Annotated in this window: 26 protein-coding genes; 14 read left to right on the top strand and 12 right to left on the bottom strand. The window is 64.2% G+C overall.

Annotation, left to right across the window (positions count from 1 at the left end; all coding sequences use genetic code 11):
• Positions 1-50: 50 nt before the first annotated feature.
• Together DQG18_RS04520 and DQG18_RS16710 are read left to right on the top strand one after the other, a co-directional pair.
• Complete coding sequence (locus tag DQG18_RS04520; RefSeq protein WP_157969999.1) at positions 51-2336, top strand: putative PEP-binding protein; 2286 nt, start codon at positions 51-53, stop codon at positions 2334-2336.
• 457 nt (positions 2337-2793) lie between these two features.
• Positions 2794-3777, top strand: coding sequence for a cell wall hydrolase (locus DQG18_RS16710; protein WP_425454211.1), 984 nt, complete (start codon positions 2794-2796; stop codon positions 3775-3777).
• Positions 3778-3783: 6 nt separating this feature from the next.
• On the opposite strand, the gene DQG18_RS04510 is transcribed toward DQG18_RS16710, so the two are convergent.
• The 3 genes from DQG18_RS04510 to ygfZ all read right to left on the bottom strand — a co-directional run bounded on the left by DQG18_RS04510 (position 3784) and on the right by ygfZ (position 6141).
• The gene (locus DQG18_RS04510; protein WP_116653043.1) at positions 3784-4248 is read right to left on the bottom strand and encodes a hypothetical protein; all 465 of its coding nucleotides are present in this window, start codon (positions 4246-4248) and stop codon (positions 3784-3786) included.
• A gap of 262 nt (positions 4249-4510) precedes the next feature.
• Entirely contained in the window at positions 4511-5119 is a 609-nt protein-coding gene (locus tag DQG18_RS04505) for an HD domain-containing protein (RefSeq protein ID WP_116653042.1), read from the bottom strand.
• Between the two features lie 197 nt (positions 5120-5316).
• Positions 5317-6141, bottom strand: coding sequence for a CAF17-like 4Fe-4S cluster assembly/insertion protein YgfZ (gene ygfZ / locus DQG18_RS04500; protein ID WP_116653041.1), 825 nt, complete (start codon positions 6139-6141; stop codon positions 5317-5319).
• An 83-nt stretch (positions 6142-6224) separates the two neighbouring features.
• Here ygfZ and DQG18_RS04495 point away from each other — a divergent pair, with 83 nt between their 5' ends.
• On the top strand, positions 6225-7562 hold the full coding sequence (locus DQG18_RS04495) for a dihydroorotase (protein WP_116653040.1): 1338 nt from the start codon (positions 6225-6227) through the stop codon (positions 7560-7562).
• 2 nt (positions 7563-7564) lie between these two features.
• Here the strand turns inward: DQG18_RS04495 and DQG18_RS04490 are convergent, their stop codons facing one another.
• The 3 genes from DQG18_RS04490 to putA are packed head-to-tail and all read right to left on the bottom strand — an operon-like array spanning position 7565 to position 11985.
• Complete coding sequence (locus DQG18_RS04490; RefSeq protein ID WP_116653039.1) at positions 7565-7879, bottom strand: type II toxin-antitoxin system RelE/ParE family toxin; 315 nt, start codon at positions 7877-7879, stop codon at positions 7565-7567.
• A 3-nt stretch (positions 7880-7882) separates the two neighbouring features.
• A complete protein-coding gene (locus tag DQG18_RS04485; RefSeq protein ID WP_116653038.1) occupies positions 7883-8137 on the bottom strand; it encodes a ribbon-helix-helix domain-containing protein in 255 nt (84 codons plus the stop codon).
• A gap of 53 nt (positions 8138-8190) precedes the next feature.
• Positions 8191-11985: a bifunctional proline dehydrogenase/L-glutamate gamma-semialdehyde dehydrogenase PutA gene (gene putA, locus DQG18_RS04480; RefSeq protein WP_116653037.1), complete on the bottom strand. Its 3795-nt coding sequence runs from the start codon at positions 11983-11985 to the stop codon at positions 8191-8193.
• Between the two features lie 117 nt (positions 11986-12102).
• On the opposite strand from putA, the gene DQG18_RS04475 reads away from it, so the two are divergent.
• The 4 genes from DQG18_RS04475 (at position 12103) to DQG18_RS04460 (ending at position 15506) form a co-directional block, all read left to right on the top strand.
• A complete protein-coding gene (locus tag DQG18_RS04475) occupies positions 12103-12564 on the top strand; it encodes an Lrp/AsnC ligand binding domain-containing protein (protein WP_116653036.1) in 462 nt (153 codons plus the stop codon).
• Between the two features lie 200 nt (positions 12565-12764).
• Positions 12765-13955: a glycine C-acetyltransferase gene (locus tag DQG18_RS04470; RefSeq protein ID WP_116653035.1), complete on the top strand. Its 1191-nt coding sequence runs from the start codon at positions 12765-12767 to the stop codon at positions 13953-13955.
• Between the two features lie 166 nt (positions 13956-14121).
• Entirely contained in the window at positions 14122-15156 is a 1035-nt protein-coding gene (gene tdh, locus DQG18_RS04465; protein ID WP_198669656.1) for an L-threonine 3-dehydrogenase, read from the top strand.
• Positions 15157-15173: 17 nt separating this feature from the next.
• Positions 15174-15506: a DMT family transporter gene (locus DQG18_RS04460; protein ID WP_425454213.1), complete on the top strand. Its 333-nt coding sequence runs from the start codon at positions 15174-15176 to the stop codon at positions 15504-15506.
• A gap of 81 nt (positions 15507-15587) precedes the next feature.
• Here DQG18_RS04460 and DQG18_RS04455 read toward each other — a convergent pair whose 3' ends face one another.
• The 3 genes from DQG18_RS04455 to DQG18_RS04445 form a co-directional block, all read right to left on the bottom strand.
• The gene (locus DQG18_RS04455; RefSeq protein WP_116653033.1) at positions 15588-15866 is read right to left on the bottom strand and encodes a hypothetical protein; all 279 of its coding nucleotides are present in this window, start codon (positions 15864-15866) and stop codon (positions 15588-15590) included.
• Positions 15867-15949: 83 nt separating this feature from the next.
• Entirely contained in the window at positions 15950-16333 is a 384-nt protein-coding gene (locus tag DQG18_RS04450) for a TIGR02301 family protein (RefSeq protein ID WP_116653032.1), read from the bottom strand.
• On the bottom strand, positions 16330-16737 hold the full coding sequence (locus DQG18_RS04445; RefSeq protein WP_116653031.1) for an NUDIX domain-containing protein: 408 nt from the start codon (positions 16735-16737) through the stop codon (positions 16330-16332). Before DQG18_RS04445 ends, DQG18_RS04450 begins: the two co-directional genes overlap by 4 nt.
• A 48-nt stretch (positions 16738-16785) precedes the next feature.
• On the opposite strand from DQG18_RS04445, the gene DQG18_RS04440 reads away from it, so the two are divergent.
• Entirely contained in the window at positions 16786-17502 is a 717-nt protein-coding gene (locus DQG18_RS04440) for an SOS response-associated peptidase (protein ID WP_116653030.1), read from the top strand.
• 377 nt (positions 17503-17879) lie between these two features.
• Positions 17880-18104: a hypothetical protein gene (locus DQG18_RS04435; RefSeq protein ID WP_116653029.1), complete on the top strand. Its 225-nt coding sequence runs from the start codon at positions 17880-17882 to the stop codon at positions 18102-18104.
• A gap of 8 nt (positions 18105-18112) precedes the next feature.
• On the opposite strand, the gene DQG18_RS04430 is transcribed toward DQG18_RS04435, so the two are convergent.
• The 3 genes from DQG18_RS04430 to fabI are packed head-to-tail and all read right to left on the bottom strand — an operon-like array spanning position 18113 to position 19986.
• The gene (locus DQG18_RS04430; RefSeq protein WP_116653028.1) at positions 18113-18538 is read right to left on the bottom strand and encodes a group III truncated hemoglobin; all 426 of its coding nucleotides are present in this window, start codon (positions 18536-18538) and stop codon (positions 18113-18115) included.
• Entirely contained in the window at positions 18532-19158 is a 627-nt protein-coding gene (locus DQG18_RS04425; RefSeq protein WP_116653027.1) for a histidine phosphatase family protein, read from the bottom strand. Before DQG18_RS04425 ends, DQG18_RS04430 begins: the two co-directional genes overlap by 7 nt.
• A gap of 27 nt (positions 19159-19185) precedes the next feature.
• Complete coding sequence (gene fabI / locus DQG18_RS04420) at positions 19186-19986, bottom strand: enoyl-ACP reductase FabI (RefSeq protein WP_116653026.1); 801 nt, start codon at positions 19984-19986, stop codon at positions 19186-19188.
• A 291-nt stretch (positions 19987-20277) separates the two neighbouring features.
• On the opposite strand from fabI, the gene DQG18_RS04415 reads away from it, so the two are divergent.
• The 5 genes from DQG18_RS04415 (at position 20278) to aroC (ending at position 25519) form a co-directional block, all read left to right on the top strand.
• Positions 20278-21690, top strand: coding sequence for an FAD-binding oxidoreductase (locus tag DQG18_RS04415; RefSeq protein ID WP_116653025.1), 1413 nt, complete (start codon positions 20278-20280; stop codon positions 21688-21690).
• A 68-nt stretch (positions 21691-21758) separates the two neighbouring features.
• Complete coding sequence (locus tag DQG18_RS04410) at positions 21759-22862, top strand: mechanosensitive ion channel family protein (RefSeq protein ID WP_116653024.1); 1104 nt, start codon at positions 21759-21761, stop codon at positions 22860-22862.
• Positions 22863-22908: 46 nt separating this feature from the next.
• Positions 22909-23469 carry a hemerythrin domain-containing protein gene (locus DQG18_RS04405; RefSeq protein ID WP_116653023.1) on the top strand — a complete coding sequence of 187 codons (561 nt, stop codon included), beginning with the start codon at positions 22909-22911 and terminating at the stop codon, positions 23467-23469.
• Positions 23470-23815: 346 nt separating this feature from the next.
• Positions 23816-24379: a TetR/AcrR family transcriptional regulator gene (locus tag DQG18_RS04400; RefSeq protein WP_116653022.1), complete on the top strand. Its 564-nt coding sequence runs from the start codon at positions 23816-23818 to the stop codon at positions 24377-24379.
• A gap of 27 nt (positions 24380-24406) precedes the next feature.
• Complete coding sequence (aroC, locus tag DQG18_RS04395) at positions 24407-25519, top strand: chorismate synthase (protein WP_116653021.1); 1113 nt, start codon at positions 24407-24409, stop codon at positions 25517-25519.
• Positions 25520-25550: the final 31 nt, after the last annotated feature.

Genomic DNA, 25550 nt, shown 5'->3' with positions numbered 1-25550 from the left:
TCCAAGCCATGCGTGCGGGCAATATGGCCGTGAATCATATGGAAAATTCCGTGGCACCATCCCAGCACATGTTCGCGATTGCGCCGGCCCAGGGCAGGCCCTCGCTGAGCAGGAGCCAGTTGCGCTTGCTGCGGGGCAAGGCACTCTGGCTTTATACCGCTGCCGAGGCCGGGCTGCGGGTCGTGCCCACCATCGCCATCACCCGTTCCGCATGGGAAGCGCTCGAAGCAGAATGCGACTCGGGCGGCGACACGCTGCGCAAGGTGTGGGTCGCAACGCTGTTCAAGCTGGTGCGCCCCGGCGCCCGGCCGCCCGAACTGGTGGTGCGCACCTCCGCCCCACGCCATATTCCGGGGCTGCTTTCGGCCCGGGTCGGGCTGACCGCTCCCGCCGACGAGTTCGAGGCCGTCGACCCTGCCGGCCCTTTCGGCTACGCCATCAATGCGGCCTTCCGCTCCTACGGCCCACCCGCGCCGGGCTGGGCGAGCGAGACCGAGCTTGAGGCGCGCGCCAACGAAATCGTCATCGTTCAGGCGCTGGCATCGGGCCGGATCGCGCAGTTCCTCACCCGCGACACCGTGACCGGCGCGCCGGGCCCCTTTCCCCTTCCGGGCAAGACCATGCCGGACCTGCCGCCCGATACCGCGGAACTGATGGCAACGATCGATGCGACCTCGGGCCAGCACATGTCGCTGCTGATCTCGGTGGAAAACGGCGAAGCGCAGATGCTTTCGGCCCGCTCCGTACAGGTGAGCGCGGGCGCGCAGCTCGAAGCCGCCGTCGGGCGCGTCGACAGCAAGGTCTGGACGCCCGCCGATGCCGTGCGCCGGTTCAATTCAGCCCAACTGCCGCAGCTCCTCCACCCCCGCCTTGCCGCGCCCGAGGGCGCAAGGCCCGTCGCGACGGGCCTTGGCGTTTCGCCGGGCGCGGCAAGCGGGGAGATCGTCTTTACCGCCGACGACGCAGCCCGCTGCCGCGCGCGGGGGCGCCACTGCATTCTCGTCGTGATGGAAACCGGGCCCGGCGATATCGAGGGGATGAAGGCGGCGACCGGGTTCGTCACGGCGCGTGGCGGCATGACCAGCCACGCGGCGGTTGTCGCGCGCATCACCGGCAAGCCATGCGTTGCGGGCCTGCGCACGCTCCAGATCGACCCCGAGAACGGCACGTGCCGGATGGGCGAGCGCACCTTTTCCGCCGGCGAGCGCATCACCATCGACGGCAATGAGGGCGATATCTATGCCGGATCGCTCCCGCTCTCGCGTCCCCATATCGGCGGTGCGCTTTCGCGCCTGCTCGACTGGGCCGACGATACCCGCACCATCGCGGTGCGCACCAACGCCGAAACCATCGACGCCGTGCGCACCGCGCTCTCGTTCGGAGCGGAGGGGATCGGGCTGGCGCGGTCCGAGCACATGTTCTTTTCCGCCGAGCGCATGGTGGCGCTGCGCCGCCTGATCCTTTCGGAAAACGAGGACGACCGCGAGGCGGCCCTCGAAGGGCTGGTGGATTACCAGGCCGCCGATTATGCCGCGCTCTTTGCCACCATGCAGGGCAAGCCGGTAACCGTGCGCCTCTTCGATCCGCCCCTGCACGAATTCCTGCCACGTACCGAGGACGACGTGGAAGATACCGCCGCCTCGCTCGGGCTTTCGGTCAAGGCCTTGCGCGCGCGCCTGCAGCGGCTGGTCGAGGTCAACCCCATGCTGGGGCATCGCGGCTGCCGCCTCGTCATCACCTATCCTGAAATCCTTGCCATGCAGATCCGCGCGCTGGTGGCGGGTGTCGAAACCGCGATGGACAACCAGGACATGCCCGTCGCGCTCGAAATCATGGTGCCGTTCGTCACATCGGCGCGCGAGGTGGCCTGGGTCAAGTCGCGCATCCTCGACCATATCGGCCATGCCGAAGTCTTCCAGCGCGGCGCGAGCTTTTCCCTGGGCGCGATGGTAGAACTGCCGCGCGCGTGCCTCAGGGCCGGGGACATCGCCAAGGAAGTCGATTTCATCTCCTTTGGCACCAATGACCTGACCCAGACGACTTACGGCATCTCGCGGGACGACGCCCCGGCGTTTCTCGCGACCTATCACCGCAAGAACCTTTACGACGTCGATCCGTTCGTCACCATCGATCGCCGGGGGGTGGGGGAATTGATCCAGATGGCCATCGAACGCGGGCGCGCGGTCAACCCGCATCTCAAGGTTGGCATTTGCGGCGAACACGCGGGCGAACCCAATTCCCTGCGGTTCTTTTCGGGTCTCAACATCGACTATGTGAGCTGCTCGCCCTACCGCGTCCCGGTGGCACGGATGGTGCTGGCGCAATCGGAAGGTTGAGGAAGCACCGCAGCCCCCTCACCCCCAGCCCCTCTCCCACGAGGGGAGAGGGGGGCCCAAGAGCCGATACATCCACGGAGCTTCCCTTCTCCCCTTGTGGCAGAAGGTGGCCGGAGCGAAGCGGAGGTCGGATGAGGGGGCAGCGATGCCAGCCGTGAACACTTGGCAAAATTGGCCCCAATATTTCCTCCCTCGCGCCTTACGCCAGCCCAATCGCCACCAAATTTTCCCTGTTTACACCTTTCTAACCCTAATAACCGATCATCGAAATCGTCGGCATTTGATCTATCGGCTGTTGCAACCGTGCATCACCGCTGGATCGCCCGGACAAACCGGTCCCGTGCGTATGTGAAATGCGGGGTCATGCGTTCCGCCGGCGCTTGAGTAGTTGTGGCGTAAAAAGTTGTAAGCGATGGCGTACCGGTATTCCCCGGTGCGGGCCCGAGGGGTCCGCGCATTGTCCATTCTGGCGCGAGGCGTTGCCGCCCTGTCATTGAGCGCAGCGGCATATGGAGCCACCGCTTTCGGTACCGGCGGTTATCGCGAGGTCGATACCGCAACCGAGTTGCCACCCGTCGCGCTCGCCTCGCTGTCCTATGAGAACGACCGGCCCGTCATCACCGGTTCCGTCACATCGCTCTTCGAGACGTCCATGTTCGCCGGCCCCAACCGGACCGAAAAGACCGACCGCGCCGCCGCCGCTCCAGACGTCGCCACCTTCGCCCGCAGTTTCGACGCCGTGCGCCTTTCGATTGCCGAGGCGCGGGCCGCCGATCAGTCCTATAGGGGCCAGCCGGAAATCGCCGTCGCCGATGCGGGAGAGGCCGGGGACACCGGGCCGCGCATGTCGGTTGCCTCGATCGATCCGGCCCGCATAGATGCCGAGGGCCTGCGTGCCATCGATGCTATCGCCGGCCCGAACCTCGACCCCTCCATTCCGCGGCCGGTCTCGGTCCCCGAAACCCTTGCCTATGGCCGCGCCAACACCCCGGCCACCGATTTCACCCCCCAGCATGATTGGTCCGAACGCGAGCAGTGGTGCATGGCGACGGGCATTTATTTCGAGGCGCGCGGGGAAAGCTATCGCGGGCAGGTCGCCGTGGCGCAGGTCATCATGAATCGGGTGGCCCACGAGAACTATCCCGATACCATCTGTGGCGTCGTCTACCAGAACCAGCACCGGCGCAATGCCTGCCAGTTCTCGTTTGCCTGCGATGGCAAGACCAACGTCAACCGCACCCCGGAAGTCGCCGCCTGGGCGCAGGCCCAGAAGATTACCGCCGAAGTGCTGAACGAAGAGATCTACCTGCCCGAAGTCGCCAACGCGACTCACTACCACGCCACCTATGTCCGCCCCCATTGGGCGCGCAACATGACCCGGCTGACCCAGGTGGGCCTGCACGTCTTTTACCGGTTCCGTCCCGGCTGGCAGTTCGGCTGATCGGTTTTACCGGAGGTCGACGATGCGCACGCTCGAGGGGATGCGCCCCATCGTATAAAGGCGCGTGCCGGGCACGTGATGCCAGATGACCGACGCCTCGATGTGGCGCAGCGGAACGGGGCGCACATCGATCCCCGGATAGCGGATATGGGGCGAAACCATCCCGTCGCTCGAATAGACGCCCGTGGCGGTGGTCGCGACCGACACATCGACCGCCCGGCCATAGCCGATCTTGCGCACGGTCACCGACGACAGCGGGGTGAGCGAGACCCAGTCCGCCGCCGAAACCTCGTAGTCGCGGTCGTTGAACCGGACGAGGGTCGAAAGCGGTTCGGGATCGGACCCCACGATGCCATCGGCGTAACTCGCCCCGGCCCCTACCATCGCCACCAGCAAAAACCCGATGGCCACCCCGACCTTGAGGCGGGAAACCGGCATCTTCTTGCGGGTCCAGGCGAGGGTGTTTGGCATGGAATCACGGACTCCGGGGCGTTGCTCGTTACCCTTTATCAACCTTAACGGCCCGTTAACACAAAGCCCTTCGTTCAGCAGGGTTAATATGTAAAATTTGAATAAAATTTTAGGTATTTCAGTGGGTTAACGTTATTCGTGCCCGCTCTTCTTTCGCTGTCCCGGGCTTGACCCGGGACCCACAGCAAACCAGCCACAACTGTGAAAGCCGATGGATGGACCCCGGCTCAGGGCCGGGGAAGCGAAGAATAGGAGAGGCTCCTCACCCCTGCGCCACAAGGCTTTCAAACGCCTCGGAGAACCTGTCATGAGCTTCCTGGGTCGGCCAGGGGCGGATCAGGCGCTCGAAACCGGGCAGATCGAACCCGGCAAGGCTCGGCTCGCCGAAATATTTGCGCGCCTCCTTGGGCGCGAACCCGGCAAGGTTCACCGCTTCGATGAACGCGGATTCCCTGTCGGCGCGCTTGATGAGCCTTGTAAGCGCGCCGGGGCGCTGAGCCGCAAGCCCGAACCGGATGTGGATCGCGCCCAGCAGTCGGTCCTCGACATCCTTGTAATTGCCGCCCATCGCGGCCTTGAACGGCGAGATGATGTCGCCCATCACATATTCGGGCGCATCGTGGAGCAGGGCATAAAGCCGCCCTCTGTCATCGAGTTCGGGATCGAGCGCCGCGGCGATCTCGAGCACCAGCACCGAATGCTGGGCGACGGAAAAGGCATAATCCCCCCGCGTCTGCCCGTTCCACCGCGCCACACGCGCCAGCCCGTGCGCGATATCGGACAATTCGACATCGAGCGGGGAGGGATCCAGAAGATCCAGCCTGCGCCCCGACAGCATGCGCTGCCACGCCCGGGATTGAATGCGCGCCATGGTTCAGGTTTGTCCCCCCAGACAGTATTCTATTCCAGCCCATCGAGCAGACATCGTAGCCCCCTCATCCGACCTTTCGCTTCGCAAAAGCCCACCTTCTCCCACAAGGGGAGGAGGGTGATCGTGGGGCTGCCATACGAGCCCCCCCGCCCCTTGTGGGAGAGGGGTTGGGGGTGAGGGGGCCAGCGATGCTTCTATTAGTCTTTATCACCCGCCGATTCCACAAAACGGTAGCTGGCCCAGAAGGGCAGGGCAAGCGTTACCGCTGCGCCGTCGATCTCGGCGGCGCCATCCGCCCCGACCCTGTCGATCCTGGCGATCGCCACGGCCTTGCCGCCGACCGGCGTTCCCAGCGTTCCGGCGGATTTTCCGCCGATGGTGATCGTGTTTCCCCGCGCGCCCGCCGTGCCTTCGACGACTACCGGCCGCCGCCGGGCGGTGCCGCGATGCTGCATGCGCGAGACGACTTCCTGGCCCACATAGCAGCCCTTCTTGAAATCGACCCCGCCCAGATGGTCCATGCCGATGTCATGCGGGAAGACGTCCTCGGTATCGAAATCAGGGCCCATTTCGGCGATACCCGCCGCGATGCGCGCGCTGGCCTGTCCCGTGCCCTCCTGCCAGTTCTCCGCTTCCGCGATGGGCGCGATTACCCGCCAGCCGAGCCCTTCGGCCCGCCCGTCCCGGTGCGCGATTCCTCCGGCGGGAGCCTCGGCGCTCCAGCCGACGCGGTGGCTTTCATCGAGCATTTCGATGTCCATCTTCGCGCGCAGCCGGTACATCCGCATGCGCTTGAAGAAATTCTCGGCGACCGAGTGATGTACGTCGAGCCAATAGGCGCCATCGGCCCACCCGATCAGCCCTTCGGCCAGAATCTTGCCCTGCGGCGCCAGCAGCGCGAACCAGCGCGGGTCTTCGGCGTCCTCGCGTACCGGCGGGGTCAAAACGTCGTGGAGCAGATGCGTGGCGTCCTCGCCGGAAAAGCGGAAGGCCACGCGGTCCTTGCGAATTTGGTTGCTCATCTTTGTTCCTTGCCCTTGCCTTGCGCGTGCCCGCTCCGCTAAACCGGCCAGACCCCCGAACCGATCACCCGGAGCTTGCTGCCATGAGTCGCCATTTCGATACGATCCTCGCTGGCGGCACGCTGGTCAATCACGATGGCATAGGTAGCGCCGATATCGGCATCATCAAGGGGCGTATCGCCGCCATCGGCTCGCTTTCATCACACACCGCCGACAAGACGATCGATTGCACCGGCCTTACCATCCTTCCCGGCGTCATCGACACCCAGGTCCATTTCCGCGAACCCGGCCTTGAGCACAAGGAAGATCTCCAGTCCGGCTCGCTCTCGGCGGTCATGGGCGGGGTGACCGGCGTCTTTGAGATGCCCAACACCATCCCGCTGACGACGACCCGCGAGACATTTGAGGACAAGATCGCCCGCGCCACCAACCGGATGCATTGCGATTTTGCCTTTTATATCGGCGGCACGCACGAGAACGTCGCCGAACTGCCGGTGCTCGAACGGCTCCCCGGCTGCGCGGGGGTAAAGGTGTTCATGGGCTCGTCCACGGGCTCGCTGCTGGTGGCGGACGATGATGGCGTGGAGGCGATCCTTTCCGCCATCTCCCGCCGCGCCGCCTTCCATTCGGAAGACGAAATCATGCTCGAGGAGCGCAAGGGCCTGCGCGTCCACGGCGACCCCTCGAGCCATCCGGTGTGGCGCTCGCCCGAGGTCGCCCTGAACAGCACCAGACGGCTCGTCGCGCTGGCCCACAAGACCGGCAAGCGCATCCATGTCCTCCATATCTCGACGAGGGAAGAAATCGAGTTCCTCGCCGGCCACAAGGACGTGGCCAGCGTTGAAGTCACCCCGCACCATCTGACGCTCGATGAAACCGCTTATGAGCGGCTGGGCACCTATGTGCAGATGAATCCGCCCATTCGCGATGCCGCGCATCGGGAAGGCATCTGGGCCGGCGTCCATAATGGCGTTGCCGATATTCTGGGTTCGGATCACGCCCCCCATACCCGCGAGGAAAAGGATCATCCCTATCCCGAAAGCCATTCGGGGATGACGGGTGTCCAGACCCTCGTTCCCATCATGCTCGATCACGTCAATGCCGGCCGGATGAGCCTGCAGCGCTTCGTCGACATGACCAGCCACGGGCCCAATCGCCTGTTCAACCTTGCCGGCAAGGGGCGCATCGCGGCGGGCTATGACGCCGACTTCACCATCGTCGACATGAACCGCACCCAGACCATAACCAATGAGTGGGTCGCCTCGAAACCCGGCTGGACGCCCTATGACGGAGTGGCGGTCAAGGGCTGGCCGGTGGGCACCATCATCCGGGGCAACACGGTGATGTGGGAGGGTGAACTGGTCACCCCCGCCCAAGGCCAGCCCATCCGCTTCATGGAGACATTGGAAGCGGAGGGGTAAATCTACAGGCCGAAATCGTCCCGGAACCGGTCGATCTGGTGCATGCGTTCATGCAGGATCGTCACGATACCGATATCGCCATTGGCAAGCCGCCGCCAATAAACGAAATGCCTTTCATAGCGGAAGAAATATCCATCGACGCCAAAGAGCGCGGGAATAGGCCGTGACGTCACGCCATGCGTCTCGATTTTCCCAAAGGATGCGAAAAGCCCCGTTATGTACTGTTCGGCCTGCGCCTCGCCCCATCGGTCGCGCGTATAATGATAAATCTCGTCCAGCCGGACCGAAGCCGATTCCTGGATGCGGACCTGGGCCACGGGTCAGCGCCTGTTGCGCGCGATGACATCTGCTGCGGAAAGGGGCTGATAGGTCGAATCCGGCGCGGCAAACGCCACGTTCAGTTCAGCCCTCAATCGCTCGAAGGCTTCCTGCTCGGCGCGCTCCTTGTCGCGACGGATCAGGTCACGAATATATTCGCTGACATTTTCATACGATCCCGTCTCGCTGACATTGGAGGTCACGAAATCGCTCAGCGAGTCGTTCAGGCGAACGGTGAGCGTTGTGGCGCGGGCCATGGAAGAGCCTCCGTTTTCACACTGTATTCAATATAATCAAAAATGACTACACATCAAGCCAGCGCCATCAGCGTCGCATTACCTCCCGCAGCAGCCGTATTGGTGCTGACCGAGACCTCGTTGACCAGCAGGTCCACCGCATAGGTCGCCTCGCCATTGGCCAGCCGGTCGCCCGTTGCCCCCTGAACCAGCGCGATGGGGCCGTCCCACGCCGCAACGCGCCGGTTGGCGGCGATGACAGTGTCCCTGTCGCCCTCGACCAGCACGGCTGCCACTTCGCCGCCCTCCACTTCCTCACAGACGATCTGGATGCGCGGCGCGAATTCCGCCGGCAGGTCCGAAAGCATGGCGCGCAGCAGCGGGTTGGTCTCGACGATCGCTTCGTTGCCAGCGGCAAGCGCGGCGGCAAGCCCGTGCACCAGCCCGGCGACGGTCTGGGGCACGATCAGCACCTTGCCACGGGCGTGGGTGCCATAGGTGTTGCGTTCGCCCACCGGACCGTCGAATTCGCTGAAAGCGTTGATTGCCGCGCTCGTGCCATAGGCGATGGCCTGTTCGGCGAGGTCCCCATAGCCCTTGCCGCGCACCCATTCGGCAAACGCCAGAAGCGTTGGCCCCGGCTGGCGCGGGGGCAGGCCCCAGGCGTCGCGCCGCACGGTCGAGATCAGCCGGCGCAGATAGAGCGGCCCGCCTGCCTTGGGCCCCGTGCCCGAAAGCCCGTGCCCGCCGAAGGGCTGGACACCCACCACCGCGCCGATCTGGTTGCGGTTGATATAGATGTTGCCCACGCTGATCCGGCCCGTCACCTCGGCGATCGTCGTATCGATGCGCGTGTGCAGCCCGAAGGTGAGCCCGTAGCCCAGCGCATTGATCCTGTCGATCAGCGCGCCGAGGTCCTGACGCCGGAACCGCACCACATGCAGCACCGGCCCGAACACCTCGCGGCCCAGTTCCGAAATGTCGTCGATCTCGATGATGGTGGGGGCAACGAACGTGCCGTGCCGCGCTGCTTCGGGCAATTGCACCTGCGTGATCGCATGTCCCTTCTCGCGCATCGTGGCGATGTGCGTTTCGATGCCGTCGCGCGCCTCGGCGGTGATCACCGGGCCCACATCGGTCGATAGCCGGGCGGGGTTGCCTACCGCCAATTCAGCCGTCGCGCCCTTGAGCATGGTGAGGGTGCGGTCCGCGCATTCTTCCTGAAGGCATAGCACCCGCAACGCCGAACACCGCTGCCCGGCGCTGTCGAAGGCCGAAGCCAGCACGTCGAGCACGACCTGCTCGGTGAGGGCGGACGTGTCCACCACCAGCGCATTCTGCCCGCCCGTTTCGGCGACCAGCGGCACGGGCGAGCCGTCCTCAAGCGTACGCCCGGCCAACTGCTCCCGGATCAGTCGGGCGACTTCGGTCGAGCCGGTGAACATCACACCCGAGGTGGCCTCATGGCCCACCAGCGCCGCACCGGTCCTGCCATCGCCGGGCACAAACTGCAGCACATCTGCGGGGATGCCCGCCTCATGCAGCAGGTTCACGGCCTCCTGCGCGATCAGCGGGGTTTCCTCGGCGGGTTTGGCAACCACCGGGTTGCCCGCCACAAGCGCCGCGGCGACCTGTCCGGTGAAGATGGCCAGCGGAAAATTCCACGGCGAAATGCACACCACCGGCCCGAGTGGCCTGTCGGTGGCATTGTCGAAGCTTTCGGCAGCCTGCTGGCCGTAATAGCGCAGGAAATCCACCGCTTCGCGTATCTCGGCCACTGCATTGGCCGCCGTCTTGCCCGCCTCGCGCATGGCAAGACCCATGAAAGTAGCCATGCGCGCTTCCATCATATCGGCGGCGCGGATGAAGGCGGCGGCACGCTCTTCGGGCGCGGTTGCCGCCCATCCGGGGGCGGCAGATACGGCGCGCGCCATGACCGGGGAAATGGTCTCGATGCCCGGCTCGATGACGGTGCCGACGACATCGCGGTGGTCCGCCGGGTTGAGGACGGGGCGGCTGGCATCGCTGGCCCCCTCGCCCCCGGCCCCTCTCCCACGAGGGGAGAGGGGGGCTCGTGTGGCTGCTTCCGGGTTTCCCTTCTCCCCTTGTGGGAGAAGGTGGCCCGGCAAAGCCGGGTCGGATGAGGGGGCAGCGATGCCGGCAATCCACTCGGCACCAACCGTCTCATCCAGTCCCTTCCGCAATTCCGCCAGCGCCGTTTCACTCGCCAGGTCCAACCCCAGCGAATTCTTCCGGCCCGCCGCAAGAATATCCCCCGGCAGCTTTATCTCGGGGTGGGGGCTGCCGAGGGGCGAGATGGTTTTGGCGACCTCCACCGGGTCGGCCACCAGCCGCGCAACGGGAATATCCTCGTCGGCGATCTGGTTGACGAAGCTCGAATTGGCGCCGTTTTCCAGGAGCCGCCGCACGAGATAGGCCAGAAGCGTCTCGTGGCTGCCCACGGGTGCGTAGATGCGGCAGGGGCGGTCGAGCCTGTTCTTGCCCACCACCTGCTCGTAAAGCGGCTCGCCCATGCCATGGAGGCACTGGAACTCGTATTTGCCGGTCTCGAAATCGGGCCCGGCGATCTCGTGGATCGTCGCCATGGTCTGTGCGTTGTGCGTTGCGAACTGGGGGAAGACGGCATCGGGCGCCGCCAGCAGTTTTCTGGCGCAGGCGATGTAGCACGCGTCCGAATAGACCTTGCGGGTAAACACCGGAAAGCCGGTTTGCCCATCCACCTGCGCGCGCTTGATTTCGGTGTCCCAATAGGCGCCCTTGACCAGCCGCACCATGATCCGGTGGCCCGAGCGGCGCGCCAGGTCGATGATCCAGTCGATGACGAAGGGGCAGCGCTTGGAATAGGCCTGCACCACGAAACCGATCCCGTTCCAGTCCGCAAACGCCGGATCGAGCGCCAGCGCCTCCAGCAGATCGAGCGAGAGCTCTAGCCGGTCGGCCTCCTCGGCGTCGATATTGAGCCCGATATCGTACTGTTTGGCGAGCGCGGCCAGTTCCTTGAGCCGGGGCAGCAACTCGCCCATGACGCGCCCGTATTGCGCGCGGGCATAGCGTGGATGGAGCGCCGAGAGCTTGATTGAAATGCCGGGGCCCTCGTAAACGCCCTTGCCCTTAGCCGCCTTGCCGATGGCGTGGATGGCGGCAACATAGTCGGCCATGTAGCGGTCTGCATCGTGGGCGGTGGTCGCCGCTTCTCCCAGCATGTCGTAGGAATAGGAAAAGCCCTTGGCTTCCATGGTGCGGCCGTTCTTGAGCGCCTCGCCGATGGTCTGGCCGGTGACGAACTGCTCGCCCAGCATCTTCATTGCCATGCGCACGCCAGCCCGGATCACCGGTTCGCCCGAGCGCACCAAAAGCCGGTTGAGGGCGTGCGACAGGCCCTGCTCGTCCACCGGGGTCACGAGCCGCCCCGTTACCACCAACCCCCACGTTGCCGCGTTGACGAACAGAGGCCGGTCGACCCCCAGATGCTCGCGCCACTTGCCCGGCGCGATCTTGTCGGCGATCAGCATGTCGCGGGTTTCGTTGTCGGGCACGCGCAGCAGGGCTTCGGCGAGGCACATCAGCGCCACGCCCTCCTGGCTGGAAAGCGCGTATTCGTGGATCAGCCCATCGACGCCCGCGCCCGCGCCCTGCGCGCGGATGGCCTTGACGGTCTTTTCCGCCAGCGCGCGAATACGTCCGGCCTGGGCTTCGGTTACCGCCGCGGCCTCGATCAGCGGCGGCACGCATTGGATTTCGGGCACGCGGGTGGCAGCGGTGATTGCCGCCCGCAACGGCCCGTCATCCCTTTGCGGCCGTCCCAGAAACTCCGAAAACACCCCCGATGCCGACGCAATCTTGTTCATGTGCGACCTCCGACCAAACGAACCGATGGGAGTCTAGCGTGCTTGCCTCGTACGTCGATTGTCATTTGCGGAGATTTTCCGTAGGTTAACCGGAAAACAGAGGAAAAATACGACACCATGCCAGATCTCGACCGGACCGACCGCCGCATCCTCGAACTTCTGCAAAGCGATGGCCGGATCACCAACACCGAACTGGCCCAGCGCACCGGTATTCCGCCGACCTCGATGAGCGACAGGGTTAAGCGCCTGCAAAAGCAGGGCTATATTCTCGGCTATTCCGCGCGCCTCGATCCGCACCGGCTGGGGCTGGAGCTGCTGGTGTTCGTCGAGGTCTCGCTCGACAAGACCACCCCCGACGCCTTCGATAAATTCTCCCGGGCCGTCCGTAGCGCGCCGGAAATCCTCGAATGCCACATGGTGGCCGGGGGGTTCGACTATCTGGTCAAGGCCCGCGTCACCGACATGGCCCATTACCGGTCCTTCCTCGGCGATGTGCTGTTGGCCATGCCCGGCGTATCGGAAACCCGCACCTATCCGGTAATGGAAGAAGTCAAATCCGACGCACCCTTGCCGATCTGAGCGTTGCGCTGTAGCTCTAGAAAAGCTTGACGCTCTGAGCTTGTGGCGTCCCCCTCACCCCCGGCCCCTCTCCCACGAGGGGAAAGGGGGCTCGTATGGCAACCCCCCTGGTTTCCTTCTCCCCTCGTGGGAGAAGGTGCCCCGAAGGGGCGGATGAGGGGGCTGCGATGCTTGCCGGGAGCACAAAAGGAGACGCCGCCATGATGCACGGCCTCGCTGAACACCTTTCCGCAACCCTCGACCAGATTCGCGCCGACGGGCTCGAAAAGCCGGAAACGGTGATCGCCTCGTCCCAATCGGGGAGTGTGACGGTCGCCGGGCGCCAGATGGTCAATCTTTGCGCCAACAATTATCTCGGCCTTGCCGACCACCCCGAGGTGGTCGAGGCGACCATCAGGGCGACGGAAAAATACGGGTCCGGCATGGCCTCGGTGCGCTTCATCTGCGGTACACACGAACTGCACAAGGAACTGGAAGGGGCCGTAGCCCGATATCTCGAAAAGGACGACGCGATCCTTTTCGGGTCGTGCTTCGATGCCAATGGCGGCATCTTCGAGACGATACTGGGGCCCGAGGACGCGGTCATTTCCGATACCCTCAACCACGCTTCGATCATCGATGGCGTGCGGCTCTCCAAGGCGCGGCGCTATCGCTTCCACACCTCCGACATGGACGATCTGCGCCTCCAGCTCCAGGCCGCCGATGACGATGGCGCGCGCTTTAAGCTGATCGTCACCGATGGCGTCTTTTCGATGGACGGCTTCATCGCGAACCTGCCCGAAATCTGCGATCTCGCCGAAGACTACCGGGCCGCCGTGCTGATCGACGAATGCCACGCCACCGGCCATCTGGGCGACAAGGGCAAGGGCACCCCGACGCTGACCGGCGCGGGCAACCGTGTGGACATCATTTCGGGCACCTTCGGCAAAACGCTGGGTGGTGCGATGGGCGGCTTTGTGGCCGGGCCGCAGCCGGTGGTCGACCTTTTGCGCCAGCGCGCCCGGCCCTATCTTTTCTCCAACGCCCTGCCGCCCGGCGTCGCCGCAGGCGCGCTCAAGGCCATCGAGATCGCCGAACAGGCCGACGATCTGCGCGCAACGCTCGCCCGCAACACCGCCCGTTTCCGCACCGCGATGACCGAGGCCGGCTTCGATCTGGTCCCCGGCGAAACCCCCATCATCCCGGTGATGCTTCATGACGCGGTGAAGGCGCAGGCGATGGCGCAATCCCTGCGTGATCGCGGGGTACTCGTCTCGGCTTTTTCCTTCCCCGTCGTCCCGCGGGATCAGGCGCGCATCCGGACGCAGATGTCGGCGGCGCTGACCGACGACAATATCGGCTTTGCCATCGACGCGTTTGTCGGGGCTGGGCGGGAATTGGGGGTGATCTGATGACAGGCAACCTCCGAGCAATCACCCCTCCCCAACCCTCCCCATCTAGGGGAGGGTGCTACGGAGCGCATGGAGCAGCCAGTGGCACGATGCAGCACCTCCCCCCTTGTGGGGGAGGTTGGGAGGGGGGTGAAGCCACACCCGTCGGATCCGAAGTCCCCCGCTCATGACCCGCCTGATGAAAGCCCTCGTCAAGGCCAGACCCGAACCGGGCTTGTGGATGCAGGACGTGCCGGTCCCCCGAATCGGCCCCGACGACGTGCTGGTGAAAGTCACGCGCACCGGCATCTGCGGCACCGATCTTCATATTTATAAATGGGATCGGTGGGCGCAGGGCGCGGTTCCCGTGCCCATGACCATCGGCCACGAATATTCCGGCACCGTCGCCGAACTGGGCGCCAACGTCACTCACTTCAAAATTGGCCAGCGGGTGTCGGGGGAGGGACATGTCATCGGGTTCAAGTCCCGCGCCAGCAGGGCAGGGCGCTTCCATCTCGATCCGGAGACGAAAGGCGTCGGCGTCAACCTGCCGGGCGCCTTTGCCGAATATGTGAAGATTCCCGCCTTCAACATCGTGCCCCTGCCCGATGCGGTGGACGACGAACTGGCCGCCATCCTCGATCCGCTCGGCAACGCGGTGCATACCGCGCTCGCCTTCGATCTGGTGGGTGAGGATATCCTGATTACCGGTGCGGGGCCGATCGGGATCATGAGCGCGGCGGTGGCCCGCCATGTCGGGGCGCGCCACATCGTCATCACCGACCCCAACGACCACCGGCTGGCGCTGGCCAAAAACGTCGTTCCCTCCGTCATCACCATCAATACGAGCGATGATCTGCGCGCGCTCGCCAACGGGCTGGGCATGACCGAGGGGTTCGATATCGGCTTTGAGATGAGCGGGGCGCCCGCCGCGCTGGCAACGCTTTCCGAACACCTGGTGATGGGCGGCAGGATCGCCATGCTCGGCCTGCCCGCAAGGCCATTTGAATATGATTTCTCGAAAATGGTTCTGAAGATGCTGACCATCAAGGGCATCTATGGCCGCGAGATGTTCGAGACCTGGCACAAGATGCTCGCCATGCTTCAGTCCGGGCTCGATGTCCGCCCGGTCATCACCAACCGTTTCCGGGCGGAAGATTTCGAGACCGCTTTTCAGAGCGCCGTCCAGGGCGGCGCGGGAAAGATCGTGCTGGAGTGGTAAGGATCATGCCTTCGTTCATCGCCATCTATCTTCCCCTCCTGGCCGCAATCGTCCTTGAAGTGGCCGGGACGACGGCGCTGCAGGCGTCCCAGCAGTTCACCCGCCCGCTGCCCACCGCGACCATGGCGGTGAGCTATCTCGCCGCCTTTTATTTCCTCTCGCTCGCCCTGCGCGCGATTCCCGTGGGGATCGCCTACGCGATCTGGAGCGGGCTGGGCATCGTGCTGATCTCGCTGGTGGGGTGGGTCGTCTTCAGGCAAAAGCTCGACCTTGCCGCCTTTATCGGCTTGAGCCTCATTGTTGCCGGGGTGATCGTGGTCAACGTCTTCTCGAAGTCCGTGGTCCATTGACCGTCCGGAAAAAGAGGAGCGGTCCGGCACGTGATCGTTTTCGAGGAAATCGACAGAGAGATTGAAGGACAGTTTTGGCAGCTACTGTAGCGTGCGGTCCAGCGTATATTCGCCCTGATTGATTCGTTCGGGGATTTCCCCGATCAGTCGGGCGACCGCGTCCTCGCCATGGTCCTTGACGAGCGTTGCGATGGCCGCGAAAAGCGCGGCGTGGGCCAACGCGCCGGTGTCTATGCCGTCGGCATCCGCCGCGTTCCAGGCATCGGCCAGATATTCGAGTGCGATCTGGCGCTCTTCGTGCTCGGCTTCGACCGTGGCATCGGAGGTGGGGAATGGAAAAACTGGGCGCGATGTGCTCATGGCACGCTTGTTAACACGGCTTTGTGTCACCGCTAAGCACAAATGACCAATTGGTTAACGCGGGACCCAAAATTGGGGAAACTTCATTCGGCGTAGCGCGAATGAATGTCGCGCGCCAGCGTTTCGCCCTCGCCCAAAAGCAGCGTGATGGCCGCCTCGGCCGACGATGTGCAGGTGCGGTAGAACCGGGCATAGGCCTCGTATCCGGCGTTGAACGCTCCCACGAGCCGCGCGCGCCGGTCGGGCTCGGGTTCGTCGAGCGCAATCAGTTCGGCCACCTGGTCGCGCCAGTCGATTTCCGTCTGCCCGCACAGCGGAGCCAGGATATAAAGCGAGCCCAGAATTTCGGCCAGCCGCTCCATCTGCGCCTGATAGGGCGGATCGACGGCAAGCGCGGAGACGGGCAGGGCGAGCCCTGCGGCCAGGACGGCCGCGCGCAGCGGGTGGAGGAATTTGCGAAAGCTCATACGCGCTCCGATGACAGCCGCAGCGTGTCCACGCAAGCGCTTACGATCCGGGCCAGATTCTCGGTGCACGCGTAGCCGCCCAGTTCGGAAATTTCCACCCAGTCCCAATCGGCCACTTCATGGGAGACCACCGGCGCGACATAGACCTGCCGCGCCGTGAATACGGCAAGCGTGAACGTCTGGACGCCCTCGCCGACCTTTTCCACAAGGACGGGAACGGGATCATCGACAAGCAGGCCCGTTTCCTCGAACAGTTCGCGCCTGACGCACTCCTCGGCGGTTTCCCCCGGCTCGCGCCGTCCGCCCGGCAGCGACCACAGGCCCGCAAAAGGGGGATAGGCGCGCTGGATCAGGAAGACGCGCGTTTCATCGATCAGCGCGATCGAGCACGCATTGGGCTTCATGCGCGGCCCTCCGCTGATATAGTCGCAAGCAAAAAAGGAAAGCGCCCCATGTGCGGTCGATATGTCCTGACTTTGCCGTCCGAGGCGATCCAAGCCCTGCTCAATACGCGGAATCTAGAGGAGTCCGTGCCGCGATACAATATCGCCCCGACCCAACCGGTTCTGGCCGTCTGGGAGCAGGCCGGGCGCCGGGAGGCGAAACTGGCGCGCTGGGGGCTGGTGCCGGGCTGGGTGAAGGACCCCCGCGATTTCCCCCTCATCATCAATGCGCGCGCCGAAAGCATGGCGCAAAAGCCAGCCTTCCGCGACGCGCTCAAGCACCAGCGCTGCGCGGTGCCCGCCACAGGCTATTATGAGTGGCAAACCGATGCACAGGGCCGCAAGCGCCCCCATTTCATCGCCTTCCGCGATGGCCGCCCGATGATCATGGCCGGGCTTTACGCCACCTGGACGGGCCCGGAGGGCGAGGAAATTGATTCGCTCGCGCTCGTCACGGTGCCGGCCAACGCCGATCTGGCCGGCATCCACCACCGCATGCCCGCCTTCATCGAGGGCGAGACCGCCGATCTCTGGCTCGACGTGCGCAATGTGAGGGCGGCGGAAGCGGAAAAGGTAATCCGCCCCGCCCCGGAAGGCTCGCTCATCGCCCACCCGGTCTCGACCCGCGTCAACTCGGCCCACAACGACGGGCCGGATCTGATAGCGCCGGCCATCGAAGATGTGCCGGCGCCGTCCGGTAAAGATGGGCAACTCGATCTCTTCTGACCGCTTTTTCGATCTTTCATGCTGCAACCGGGTGCGTGTTCGGGCCGTTGACAGGCAGGAAATTCCGCAAGGGACTGTCAATTTGACACATTCGTCCTCGATTTTCCGCTCAACTCTTGATAGAAGATCCATTGTCGCACCCCGGTGGGGCGCGACAAGGTCAGGCTGGAGCACGGCAAAATGAAAAATCAAACCATTAGGGCACGCCTGACCGCGTTCGTCTCCGCTTATCCCGTATCGCTTAAACGCGCGGGATACATGTGTAGCTCCTGGACCTGGCGAAATTCGCGACTTTAGTCGCCCGCCCCGTCACAAGACCCTCACACTGAACTGTTAGCACCACCCCGCGCCGGGTGGTTGCTTTGGAGACTATCAAGATGACCAAGCCAATCGTTATTTCCGTGCGTGGAGAACCCCAGGGTGTCGTCGTGCCCAATGGCGGCGATTTCCGCTTCATGGCGGTCAAGCTCGGCGTCTTCCCGCTTGAGGGGCAGGTCTTTGATTCCGTGCAGGCCGCCCGCGCCGCCGCCGAAGCGGTGGTGCGCCAGGGCGGGGACATCGTCATCGAAGGCAATGTGCCTGAAAGCGGCTCTGCGGCTTGACCAGCCGATTACCGGCTATGGCGCGGCGAGCGCAGTTCGCCGTGCATCTGTCCGATCGCCATCTCGAAATTGTCGGCGATCCGCCGGGCGCGGATGAGATAGGCTTCCGCGATCTCCTTCCCCTCGATTTCGATCGTGGTCTGCTCGAACAGTTCGAGCCAGCGGTCAAAATGCTCGCCCTCGATGGGCAGGCGCAAATGGGGGTTGAGCGGGCGGCCCGAATAGCGGCCCGTGCGCAACAGGATCGAACTCCAGAAATCGGTGATCTGGGCGATATGGTGGTCCCAATCCTCGACGGCGTCGTTGAAGATGGGTCCGAGCAGGTCGTCCTTCCGCGCCCGACCGTAAAACGTTGCGATCACCTTGGGGATCGAGGCGTCGGTTATGTCGGGATGGGCCGGGCCGGGCTGGACGAGAGGGTTGTCGCTCACCATGTCTTTTGCGCCGCATGCAGCCGCATGTGACCTTCTGTGAAATGCGCGATGACGCCCTGCGGCGGGTCCCAGTTGACCACTTCGGCCCGCTCCGCACCTTCGACCAGATGGCGCAGCACGCGCATGACCCCGCCATGGGCGACGATGACGCTATTGTGGGTCAGCGCCTCGGCGAAATCGAGCAGGCGCTTTGCCACATCGTCATAGGTCTCGCCGCGTTCGGGCCGGAAATGCCAGTAGCTCGCGTCGCGCTCGCCAGGGGCGGCAACCGCCATCTCGCGGGCGATCTCGGCGTGAAGGCGGCCTTCCAGATTGCCAAAGGAAATCTCCACCAGCCGCTGGTCGTAATGAACGTCGGGAAGGGGCGTGTCGAAAGCGGCGCGCATGCGCTCCATGGTTTCGCGCGCCCGCCCGAGCGGGGAGGCGAACCAGTTGAGGGACGCAGGGTCGACCCCTTCTTCTTCCAGAAGGTAGCGCAGCAGCACGCCGTTTGAATCGGCCTGCTTTTGTCCGCGTACGTTGAGCGGGATGTCGCGGCTACCCTGGTAGCGGCGCTCGAAGTTCCAATCGGTTTCGCCGTGGCGCGCGAAATAGAAGTCCGGCCACTGGACTAAAGGCATATCGTTGAACCGGTTCGTTGCGGCGGGTTATTCGCCCGCCTCGTCGTGATTGAGGGTCTTCATGCCGATGACGTTGTAACCGGCATCGACATAGTGAACTTCGCCCGTCACCCCGCTCGAAAGGTCCGAGAGAAGATAGAGCGCGGCGTTGCCGACCTCGTCGATGGTGACGTTCTTGCGCAGCGGTGCGTTTTCCTCGTTCCACTTGAGCATTTCGCGCAGGCCCGAAATGCCCGAGGCGGCGAGCGTCTTGATCGGGCCCGCCGAGACCGCGTTGACGCGGATGCCGTTGGGGCCCATGTCGGCGGCGAGATAGCGCACCGAGGCTTCGAGCGCGGCCTTGGCAACGCCCATGACGTTATAATGCGGCAGCACCTTTTCCGCGCCGTAATAGGTGAGCGTCAGGATCGAGCCGCCCGGCTCCATCATCGCCTCGGCGCGGCGGGCGAGCGCGGTGAGCGAATAGACCGAGATGTTCATGGTCAGCGCGAAATTGCCCGGCGTCGTGTCGATATAGCGCCCGTCCAGCTCTTCCTTGTTGGAAAAGCCGATGGCGTGGACAAGGAAATCGAGCTTGCCCCATTTCGATTTCAACACATTGAACACCGCGTCCATGGCGTCCGCATCAGTGACGTCGCACGGCAGCACGAGATCGGAGCCGAATTCTTCGGCGATCGGTGTGACGCGGCGGTGCAGCGCTTCGCCCTGATAGGTGAAGGCCAGCTCCGCCCCCTGCGCGTGCGCGGCCTTGGCGATGCCGTAAGCGATCGAGCGGTTGTTGGCGACGCCCATGATGAGCCCGCGCTTGCCTTGCATCAAACCAGCCATGGTTTTCTCCGAATATGGTCTCGTTGCGTGTGGTTTTGGCACAGGGGCGGGAAACGGGCAAGCTAGAGTAAGCGGTATCGCTTATCACTCCCTGCCAGCATCGCTGCCCCCTCATCCGACCCGGCTTCGCCGGTTCCCCTTCTCCCACAAGGGGAGAAGGGGAACCGAGGGGTAGCCACACGAGCTCCCTTCTCCCCCGTGGGAGAGGGGTTGGGGGTGAGGGGGGCAGCGATGCTTGCCAAGTGATCCGGCCATGCCATATTGCGTCCAACCAAACCCGGACCTCCCAAAATGCCACTTTCCCCCAAACAGATCGTCTCCGCCCTCACCGAAATCCTCGGCCCCGACAGCGTGGTTTCCGAGCCGGGGCGGATGGCGACCTATATTTCCGAGCCGCGCCGGCGGTTTCATGTTCCGGCCGTTGCTGTCGCCCTGCCGCGTGAGGTGGGTGAGGTGCGGCAGGTGATGGCGTGGGCGTATCAAAACGGCGTGAGCGTCGTTCCGCAGGCGGGCAATACGGGACTGGTCGGGGGGCAGGTGCCGCTCAACGGGGACGAGATCATCGTGTCCATTTCCCGGCTCAGGGGCGCGCGGCATGTGGATGCGGCGGCGGGACATATGACGCTCGAGGCGGGGACGACCTTGCAGGAGGCCCATGGGATCGCGGAAGAAGCGGGGATGATGTTTCCGCTCTATATCGCCTCGCAGGGTTCGGCGCGGATCGGCGGGGTGCTGGGAACCAATGCGGGCGGGGTGCAGGTGCTGTCCTACGGGAACGCGCGCGAGCTTTGCCTCGGGGTCGAGGCGGTGCTGGCGGATGGCTCGCTCTATTCCGGGCTCAACGCGCTGCGCAAGGACAATACCGGGTACGATCTCAAGGATTTGCTGGTGGGATCGGAAGGAACGCTGGGGATCATCACGGCGGCAACGCTGAAGCTTTTTCCAAAGCCCGACTTTTACGAGACCGCCTTTCTCAACGTGCGTTCGCCGGAAGCCGCGCTCGAACTGTTCACGCGGATGCGCGGGCGGGCGGGAAATACGCTGACCGCGTTCGAGCTGATGCCGCGTATAGGGATCGCATTGCAGCTAAAGCACAAGATGATCGCGCAGGACCCGGCGCCCGAGCCCTCGGACTGGCATGTGCTGGTCGAAATCTCGGTGCCGCGCGGGGGCGCGGGCGGGACGCTGGCGGCGGCGGTCGAGGAAGCCTTTGAGGAGGGGCTCGTCACCAATGGCGTCATCGCGGATTCACTGAAACAGCGCGAGGCCTTCTGGCGCGCGCGCGAGCAGATGAGCGCGGTGCAATCGCGCGAGGGGGCTTCGATCAAGCACGACGTTTCAGTGCCCGTCGCGGCAGTGCCCGAACTGATTGCGCAAGGTATCGCGGCGGCGGAAAAGATCGTCCCCGGCATCCGCGCCGTGCCGTTCGGCCATCTGGGCGATGGCAATCTCCACTTCAATTTTTCGCAACCGGAAGGGGTGGACGGGGCCGCGTTCATGGCTGGCGCCGGGCCGGTGCACGAGGCGGTTTACAGCGTCGTGCGGGCGCTGGGCGGCTCGGTCTCGGCCGAGCACGGTATCGGGCAGCTAAAGACGGCGCTGCTCGAAGGGGTGAAGGACCCGGTGGCGCTTTCGATGATGCGGGCGATCAAGTCGGCGCTCGATCCCAAGGGCATCCTCAACCCCGGAAAGCTGTTGGGATAAGGTTGACGGAACCGGTTCGATCCCTATGCTTTTAGCCTAACAGAATCCCAGAACCCTTGCGGGGCACAATGGAAGAATTCGAGCAGTTCACCCGCACCGGCGAGGTGCTGGGCAACCACATCATTGTCTGGGGCCTTGCCCTTCTCATCTTTCTGGCGGTCGTCATCCTCGCCCCCTGGGTGCGCGGGCTGCTCGTCAGTTTCCTGGCGCGCAAGGGCGAGGAGCGCGGCGAGCGCTTCAATATGGTGAAACGCCTCGCCCATGCGCTGATCGGGGGGACGCGGCGGTTCTTCATCGCGGCGGTGGCGCTCTATTTCGCCGCGCAGGTGCTGGTGCTGCCCGTCCCGGTCAGCCGGTTGATCGCCGCCATCTTTCTTGTCGCATCCATGATGCAACTGGGGCTTTGGGCCTCGACGCTGGTGGGCGCGTGGATCGACAAGGGGCTGCTGGACGAAACCCGGCCCGATCCGGCCAAGCGCAGCGCCGCCCAGCTTATCCGCATCATGGCGCTGGCTATCGTCTGGACGGCGATCCTGCTCCTGATCCTCTCCAATTTCGGGGTGGATATCACCGCGCTCATCGCTGGTCTGGGCGTGGGCGGCATCGCGGTGGCCTTTGCGCTGCAATCGGTGCTCAAGGACCTTTTCGCCTCGCTCTCGATCATCCTCGACAAGCCGTTCGTGGTGGGGGATTTCATCATTTTCGACGAGCATATGGGCACCGTCGAGATGATCGGGCTCAGAACGACCCGCGTCCGCTCGCTGTCGGGCGAGCAGATCTCGGTCTCCAACGATGCACTGCTCAGTACGCGCCTGCGCAACTTCAAACGCATGAGCGAGCGGCGCGTGGCGTTCGGCTTTCATGCCCAGTACGGCGCCCCGATCGATACGTTGCAGGCCTTCCCGCCCTACCTCAAGACCATCATCGAGAGCATGGGCAGCGTACGGTTCGATCGTGCTCATCTGGCCGAGTTCAACGAACTGGGCGCGCGGTTCGAGGCGGTCTATTACGTGCTGAGCCCGGACTACAACGTCTATATGGATATCCATCAGCAAATCCTGGTTGCGGCGGCGCGCTGGTTCGAGGAGAACGGGCTGCACTTTGCCCAGCCCAGCCGCAGGCTGCTGGGCGATATCCCTGAGCGGGACGCAACGCGGGCCGAGTTGAACTGACGGCGGGCTACCCTATATCGGGGGCCCAACAAGGATTTTTCCTCACATGCTTCTCGACATCAACTTCCTCGACGATGCGACGCGCCCGCGCGCGCCCAGACTTGAAAACCTGACCCCGGCGCAGAAGGCGCCGGGCCGGCACCTGCGTATGATCCACGATCACCTGCGCCAGAACATGCAGACGCTGCGCCAGATGGTCGAGGAGGTGGCGCGCGGCGAGATGAGCGCGGCCGAAGTGCGCAAGGAAGCCGAGGCGATGGAAATGCTCCAGAACTACCGGCGGTTCGGTAACCTTTGCGGGCAGCACTGCTATATCGTCAACACGCACCATTCGATCGAGGATGCCCATATCTTCCCGGCTCTCTCCGAAAAGGGCGAAGCGTGGAAAAAGGTCACCGACCGGCTGGTCGCCGAGCATGTGGTCGTCCACGAACTGCTCGAACGGCTGGTCGATGCGCTCAACGATCTGGGGCGCGAGACGACTGCGGAGAACTTTGCCAAGGCCCGCGAGATCAACGATACGCTCGAGCGCGTGCTGCTCTCCCACCTTGGTTATGAGGAAGAGGAAATCGGGGACGCACTGGGGTATTTCCAGATCGGGGTTTAGATCGTTTCAGGTTTGGATGGAAACGGCATGCCACGGCGGTTGAGGTTGGACCGCGCTGGATTCCGGGAACGAGTCCCGGAATGACATTGGTGGCTTTGGCCGATACCTGTCCTATTCCCGCTTGTCACCCCGGGATTCATTCCCGGGGTCCAGACCGAACCCACCGCAATCAGGGGGCTCGGCGATTCCGTCAGAACCTGAAACGATCCAGGTGCCTCCAAGTGCCGGAAGACTTCTCCCCCAGGGGAGAGGCGGTGCTATAACTGAACGCATTGTACGGATCGCGTTCAATTCGTTCAGTTAAAATTCGGCGGGGCGGCTTTTGGCGCGGAAAAAATCTTCTGACATGCGGCGGAAAATCCTCGGCGCGGCGCGGGGCGTGATCCTGGAGACCGGGTTCAAGGCGACGACCATGGAGGTCGTCGCGGCGCGTGCCGGGGTCGCCAAGGGGACGCTTTATGGCCATTTCGCCAACAAGGATGGGGTCTTTGCGGCCCTCACCGACGATCTGGCCGCGGAAAGGGCCGAAGCGTTCGCCCAAGCTTTTGCACAAGAGGGCGCGCTCGCCGACCGGGTCGGGCAGGGGCTCGCGGCCCGGTTCGGGCTGGCCGCCGCCCTTTTGCGGGGCCCGGCGTTCGGCCATGAACTGATCGGTGACCATGACCGCCTCGATTCCGCCGATCTGGCCATCGGCGAGGAGATTATCGCATCGATGGCGGCTGCGGGGATTGCCGAAGCGGAAAAGACCGTGCCGGTGCTTATGGCGGCCTGCTGGGGCGTGCTGGCAAAGGCAGCGAGCCCGGAGGATGTGCGCGAGGACATCATGGTGCTGTGCGAAAAGATGGTGGGCCAGGACGCCCCGGCGCCATCCGCCCATCGAACGATTGACCCCGTCCGGCGCGCCACATAGAAGAACCGGGTCAGGACCGGGGTGCCCATGAGCTACAACAGTTTCGGCCACATGTTCCGCTTCACCACATGGGGCGAAAGCCACGGGCCCGCGCTCGGGGTGGTGGTGGACGGCTGCCCGGCGGGGCTTGCGATCAGCGCGGAGATCATCCAGCGTGATCTCGACCGCCGCAAGCCCGGCCAGTCGCGCTATACCACCCAGCGCCGCGAGGCCGACGCGGTGAAGATCCTTTCGGGCGTCTTCGAGGACGAGCGCACCGACGGCCTGCGCACGACGGGCACGCCCATTTCGCTATTGATCGAGAACACCGACCAGCGCTCCAAGGACTATTCGGATATCCGCGACAAGTTCCGGCCCGGTCACGCCGACTATACCTATTTCCAGAAATACGGCATCCGCGACTATCGCGGCGGCGGGCGCTCCTCGGCGCGCGAGACGGCGGCGCGGGTCGCGGCGGGCGCGGTGGCGCGGCTGGTGATCCCGCAGGTGAGGATTCGCGCCTCGCTGGTGCAGATCGGGCCGCACAAGATCGATTACGCCAATTTCGACTGGGCCGAGGTGGACCAGAACCCCTTCTTTTGCGCCGATGCCAAAGCGGCGGAGCACTGGGCGGGTTACCTCGACGGCATCCGCAAGGCGGGCTCCTCGGTGGGCGCGGTGGTCGAAGTGGTCGCCGAGGGCGTCCCGGCGGGTTGGGGCGCGCCGGTCTATGGCAAATTGAGCGCCGACATCGCCTCGGCCTTCATGTCGATCAACGCCGTCAAGGGCGTCGAGATCGGAGAGGGGATGGATGCGGCGGAACTGACAGGCGAGGTCAACGCCGACCAGATGCGCGCCGCAAGGCCGCTGCCCGAATTTCTCTCCAATCGGGCAGGGGGGATATTGGGCGGGATTTCCAACGGCGACCCGATCGTTGCGCGCTTCGCGGTCAAGCCCACCAGTTCGATCCTCACCCCGCGCCAGACCGTGACGACCGCCAATGAGGACACCGACATTATCACCAAGGGCCGCCACGATCCGTGCGTAGGCATCCGCGCCGTGCCGATCGGGGAAGCGATGATGGCGTGCGTTCTGGCGGACCACTTCCTGCGCCACCGTGGGCAATCGGGCCGGGACGGCGGCATCGGGTTTGAAGATTGATGAATTTTTTAGGATGGTCCCTCACCCCGCC

The organism is Pelagibacterium sediminicola, assembly GCF_003390885.1.
GTDB lineage: Bacteria > Pseudomonadota > Alphaproteobacteria > Rhizobiales > Devosiaceae > Pelagibacterium > Pelagibacterium sediminicola.
This window is presented reverse-complemented; position numbering and strand designations above follow the sequence as displayed.

Excerpts from the sequence above, each read along its gene's own strand:
- DQG18_RS04440 (WP_116653030.1), top strand. The coding sequence starts at position 16,786 with ATGTGCGGTCGATATGTCCTGACTTTGCCGTCCGAGGCGATCCAAGCC.
- DQG18_RS04445 (WP_116653031.1), bottom strand. The coding sequence starts at position 16,737 with ATGAAGCCCAATGCGTGCTCGATCGCGCTGATCGATGAAACGCGCGTC.
- DQG18_RS04430 (WP_116653028.1), bottom strand. The coding sequence starts at position 18,538 with ATGGTGAGCGACAACCCTCTCGTCCAGCCCGGCCCGGCCCATCCCGAC.
- DQG18_RS04470 (WP_116653035.1), top strand. The coding sequence starts at position 12,765 with ATGATGCACGGCCTCGCTGAACACCTTTCCGCAACCCTCGACCAGATT.
- DQG18_RS04400 (WP_116653022.1), top strand. The coding sequence starts at position 23,816 with ATGCGGCGGAAAATCCTCGGCGCGGCGCGGGGCGTGATCCTGGAGACC.
- DQG18_RS04510 (WP_116653043.1), bottom strand. The coding sequence starts at position 4,248 with ATGCCAAACACCCTCGCCTGGACCCGCAAGAAGATGCCGGTTTCCCGC.
- DQG18_RS04495 (WP_116653040.1), top strand. The coding sequence starts at position 6,225 with ATGAGTCGCCATTTCGATACGATCCTCGCTGGCGGCACGCTGGTCAAT.
- DQG18_RS04415 (WP_116653025.1), top strand. The coding sequence starts at position 20,278 with ATGCCACTTTCCCCCAAACAGATCGTCTCCGCCCTCACCGAAATCCTC.
- aroC (WP_116653021.1), top strand. The coding sequence starts at position 24,407 with ATGAGCTACAACAGTTTCGGCCACATGTTCCGCTTCACCACATGGGGC.
- DQG18_RS04435 (WP_116653029.1), top strand. The coding sequence starts at position 17,880 with ATGACCAAGCCAATCGTTATTTCCGTGCGTGGAGAACCCCAGGGTGTC.
- DQG18_RS04485 (WP_116653038.1), bottom strand. The coding sequence starts at position 8,137 with ATGGCCCGCGCCACAACGCTCACCGTTCGCCTGAACGACTCGCTGAGC.
- DQG18_RS04450 (WP_116653032.1), bottom strand. The coding sequence starts at position 16,333 with ATGAGCTTTCGCAAATTCCTCCACCCGCTGCGCGCGGCCGTCCTGGCC.
- DQG18_RS04455 (WP_116653033.1), bottom strand. The coding sequence starts at position 15,866 with ATGAGCACATCGCGCCCAGTTTTTCCATTCCCCACCTCCGATGCCACG.
- DQG18_RS04425 (WP_116653027.1), bottom strand. The coding sequence starts at position 19,158 with ATGCCTTTAGTCCAGTGGCCGGACTTCTATTTCGCGCGCCACGGCGAA.
- putA (WP_116653037.1), bottom strand. The coding sequence starts at position 11,985 with ATGAACAAGATTGCGTCGGCATCGGGGGTGTTTTCGGAGTTTCTGGGA.
- ygfZ (WP_116653041.1), bottom strand. The coding sequence starts at position 6,141 with ATGAGCAACCAAATTCGCAAGGACCGCGTGGCCTTCCGCTTTTCCGGC.
- DQG18_RS04410 (WP_116653024.1), top strand. The coding sequence starts at position 21,759 with ATGGAAGAATTCGAGCAGTTCACCCGCACCGGCGAGGTGCTGGGCAAC.
- tdh (WP_198669656.1), top strand. The coding sequence starts at position 14,122 with ATGACCCGCCTGATGAAAGCCCTCGTCAAGGCCAGACCCGAACCGGGC.
- DQG18_RS04405 (WP_116653023.1), top strand. The coding sequence starts at position 22,909 with ATGCTTCTCGACATCAACTTCCTCGACGATGCGACGCGCCCGCGCGCG.
- DQG18_RS04505 (WP_116653042.1), bottom strand. The coding sequence starts at position 5,119 with ATGGCGCGCATTCAATCCCGGGCGTGGCAGCGCATGCTGTCGGGGCGC.
- fabI (WP_116653026.1), bottom strand. The coding sequence starts at position 19,986 with ATGGCTGGTTTGATGCAAGGCAAGCGCGGGCTCATCATGGGCGTCGCC.
- DQG18_RS04475 (WP_116653036.1), top strand. The coding sequence starts at position 12,103 with ATGCCAGATCTCGACCGGACCGACCGCCGCATCCTCGAACTTCTGCAA.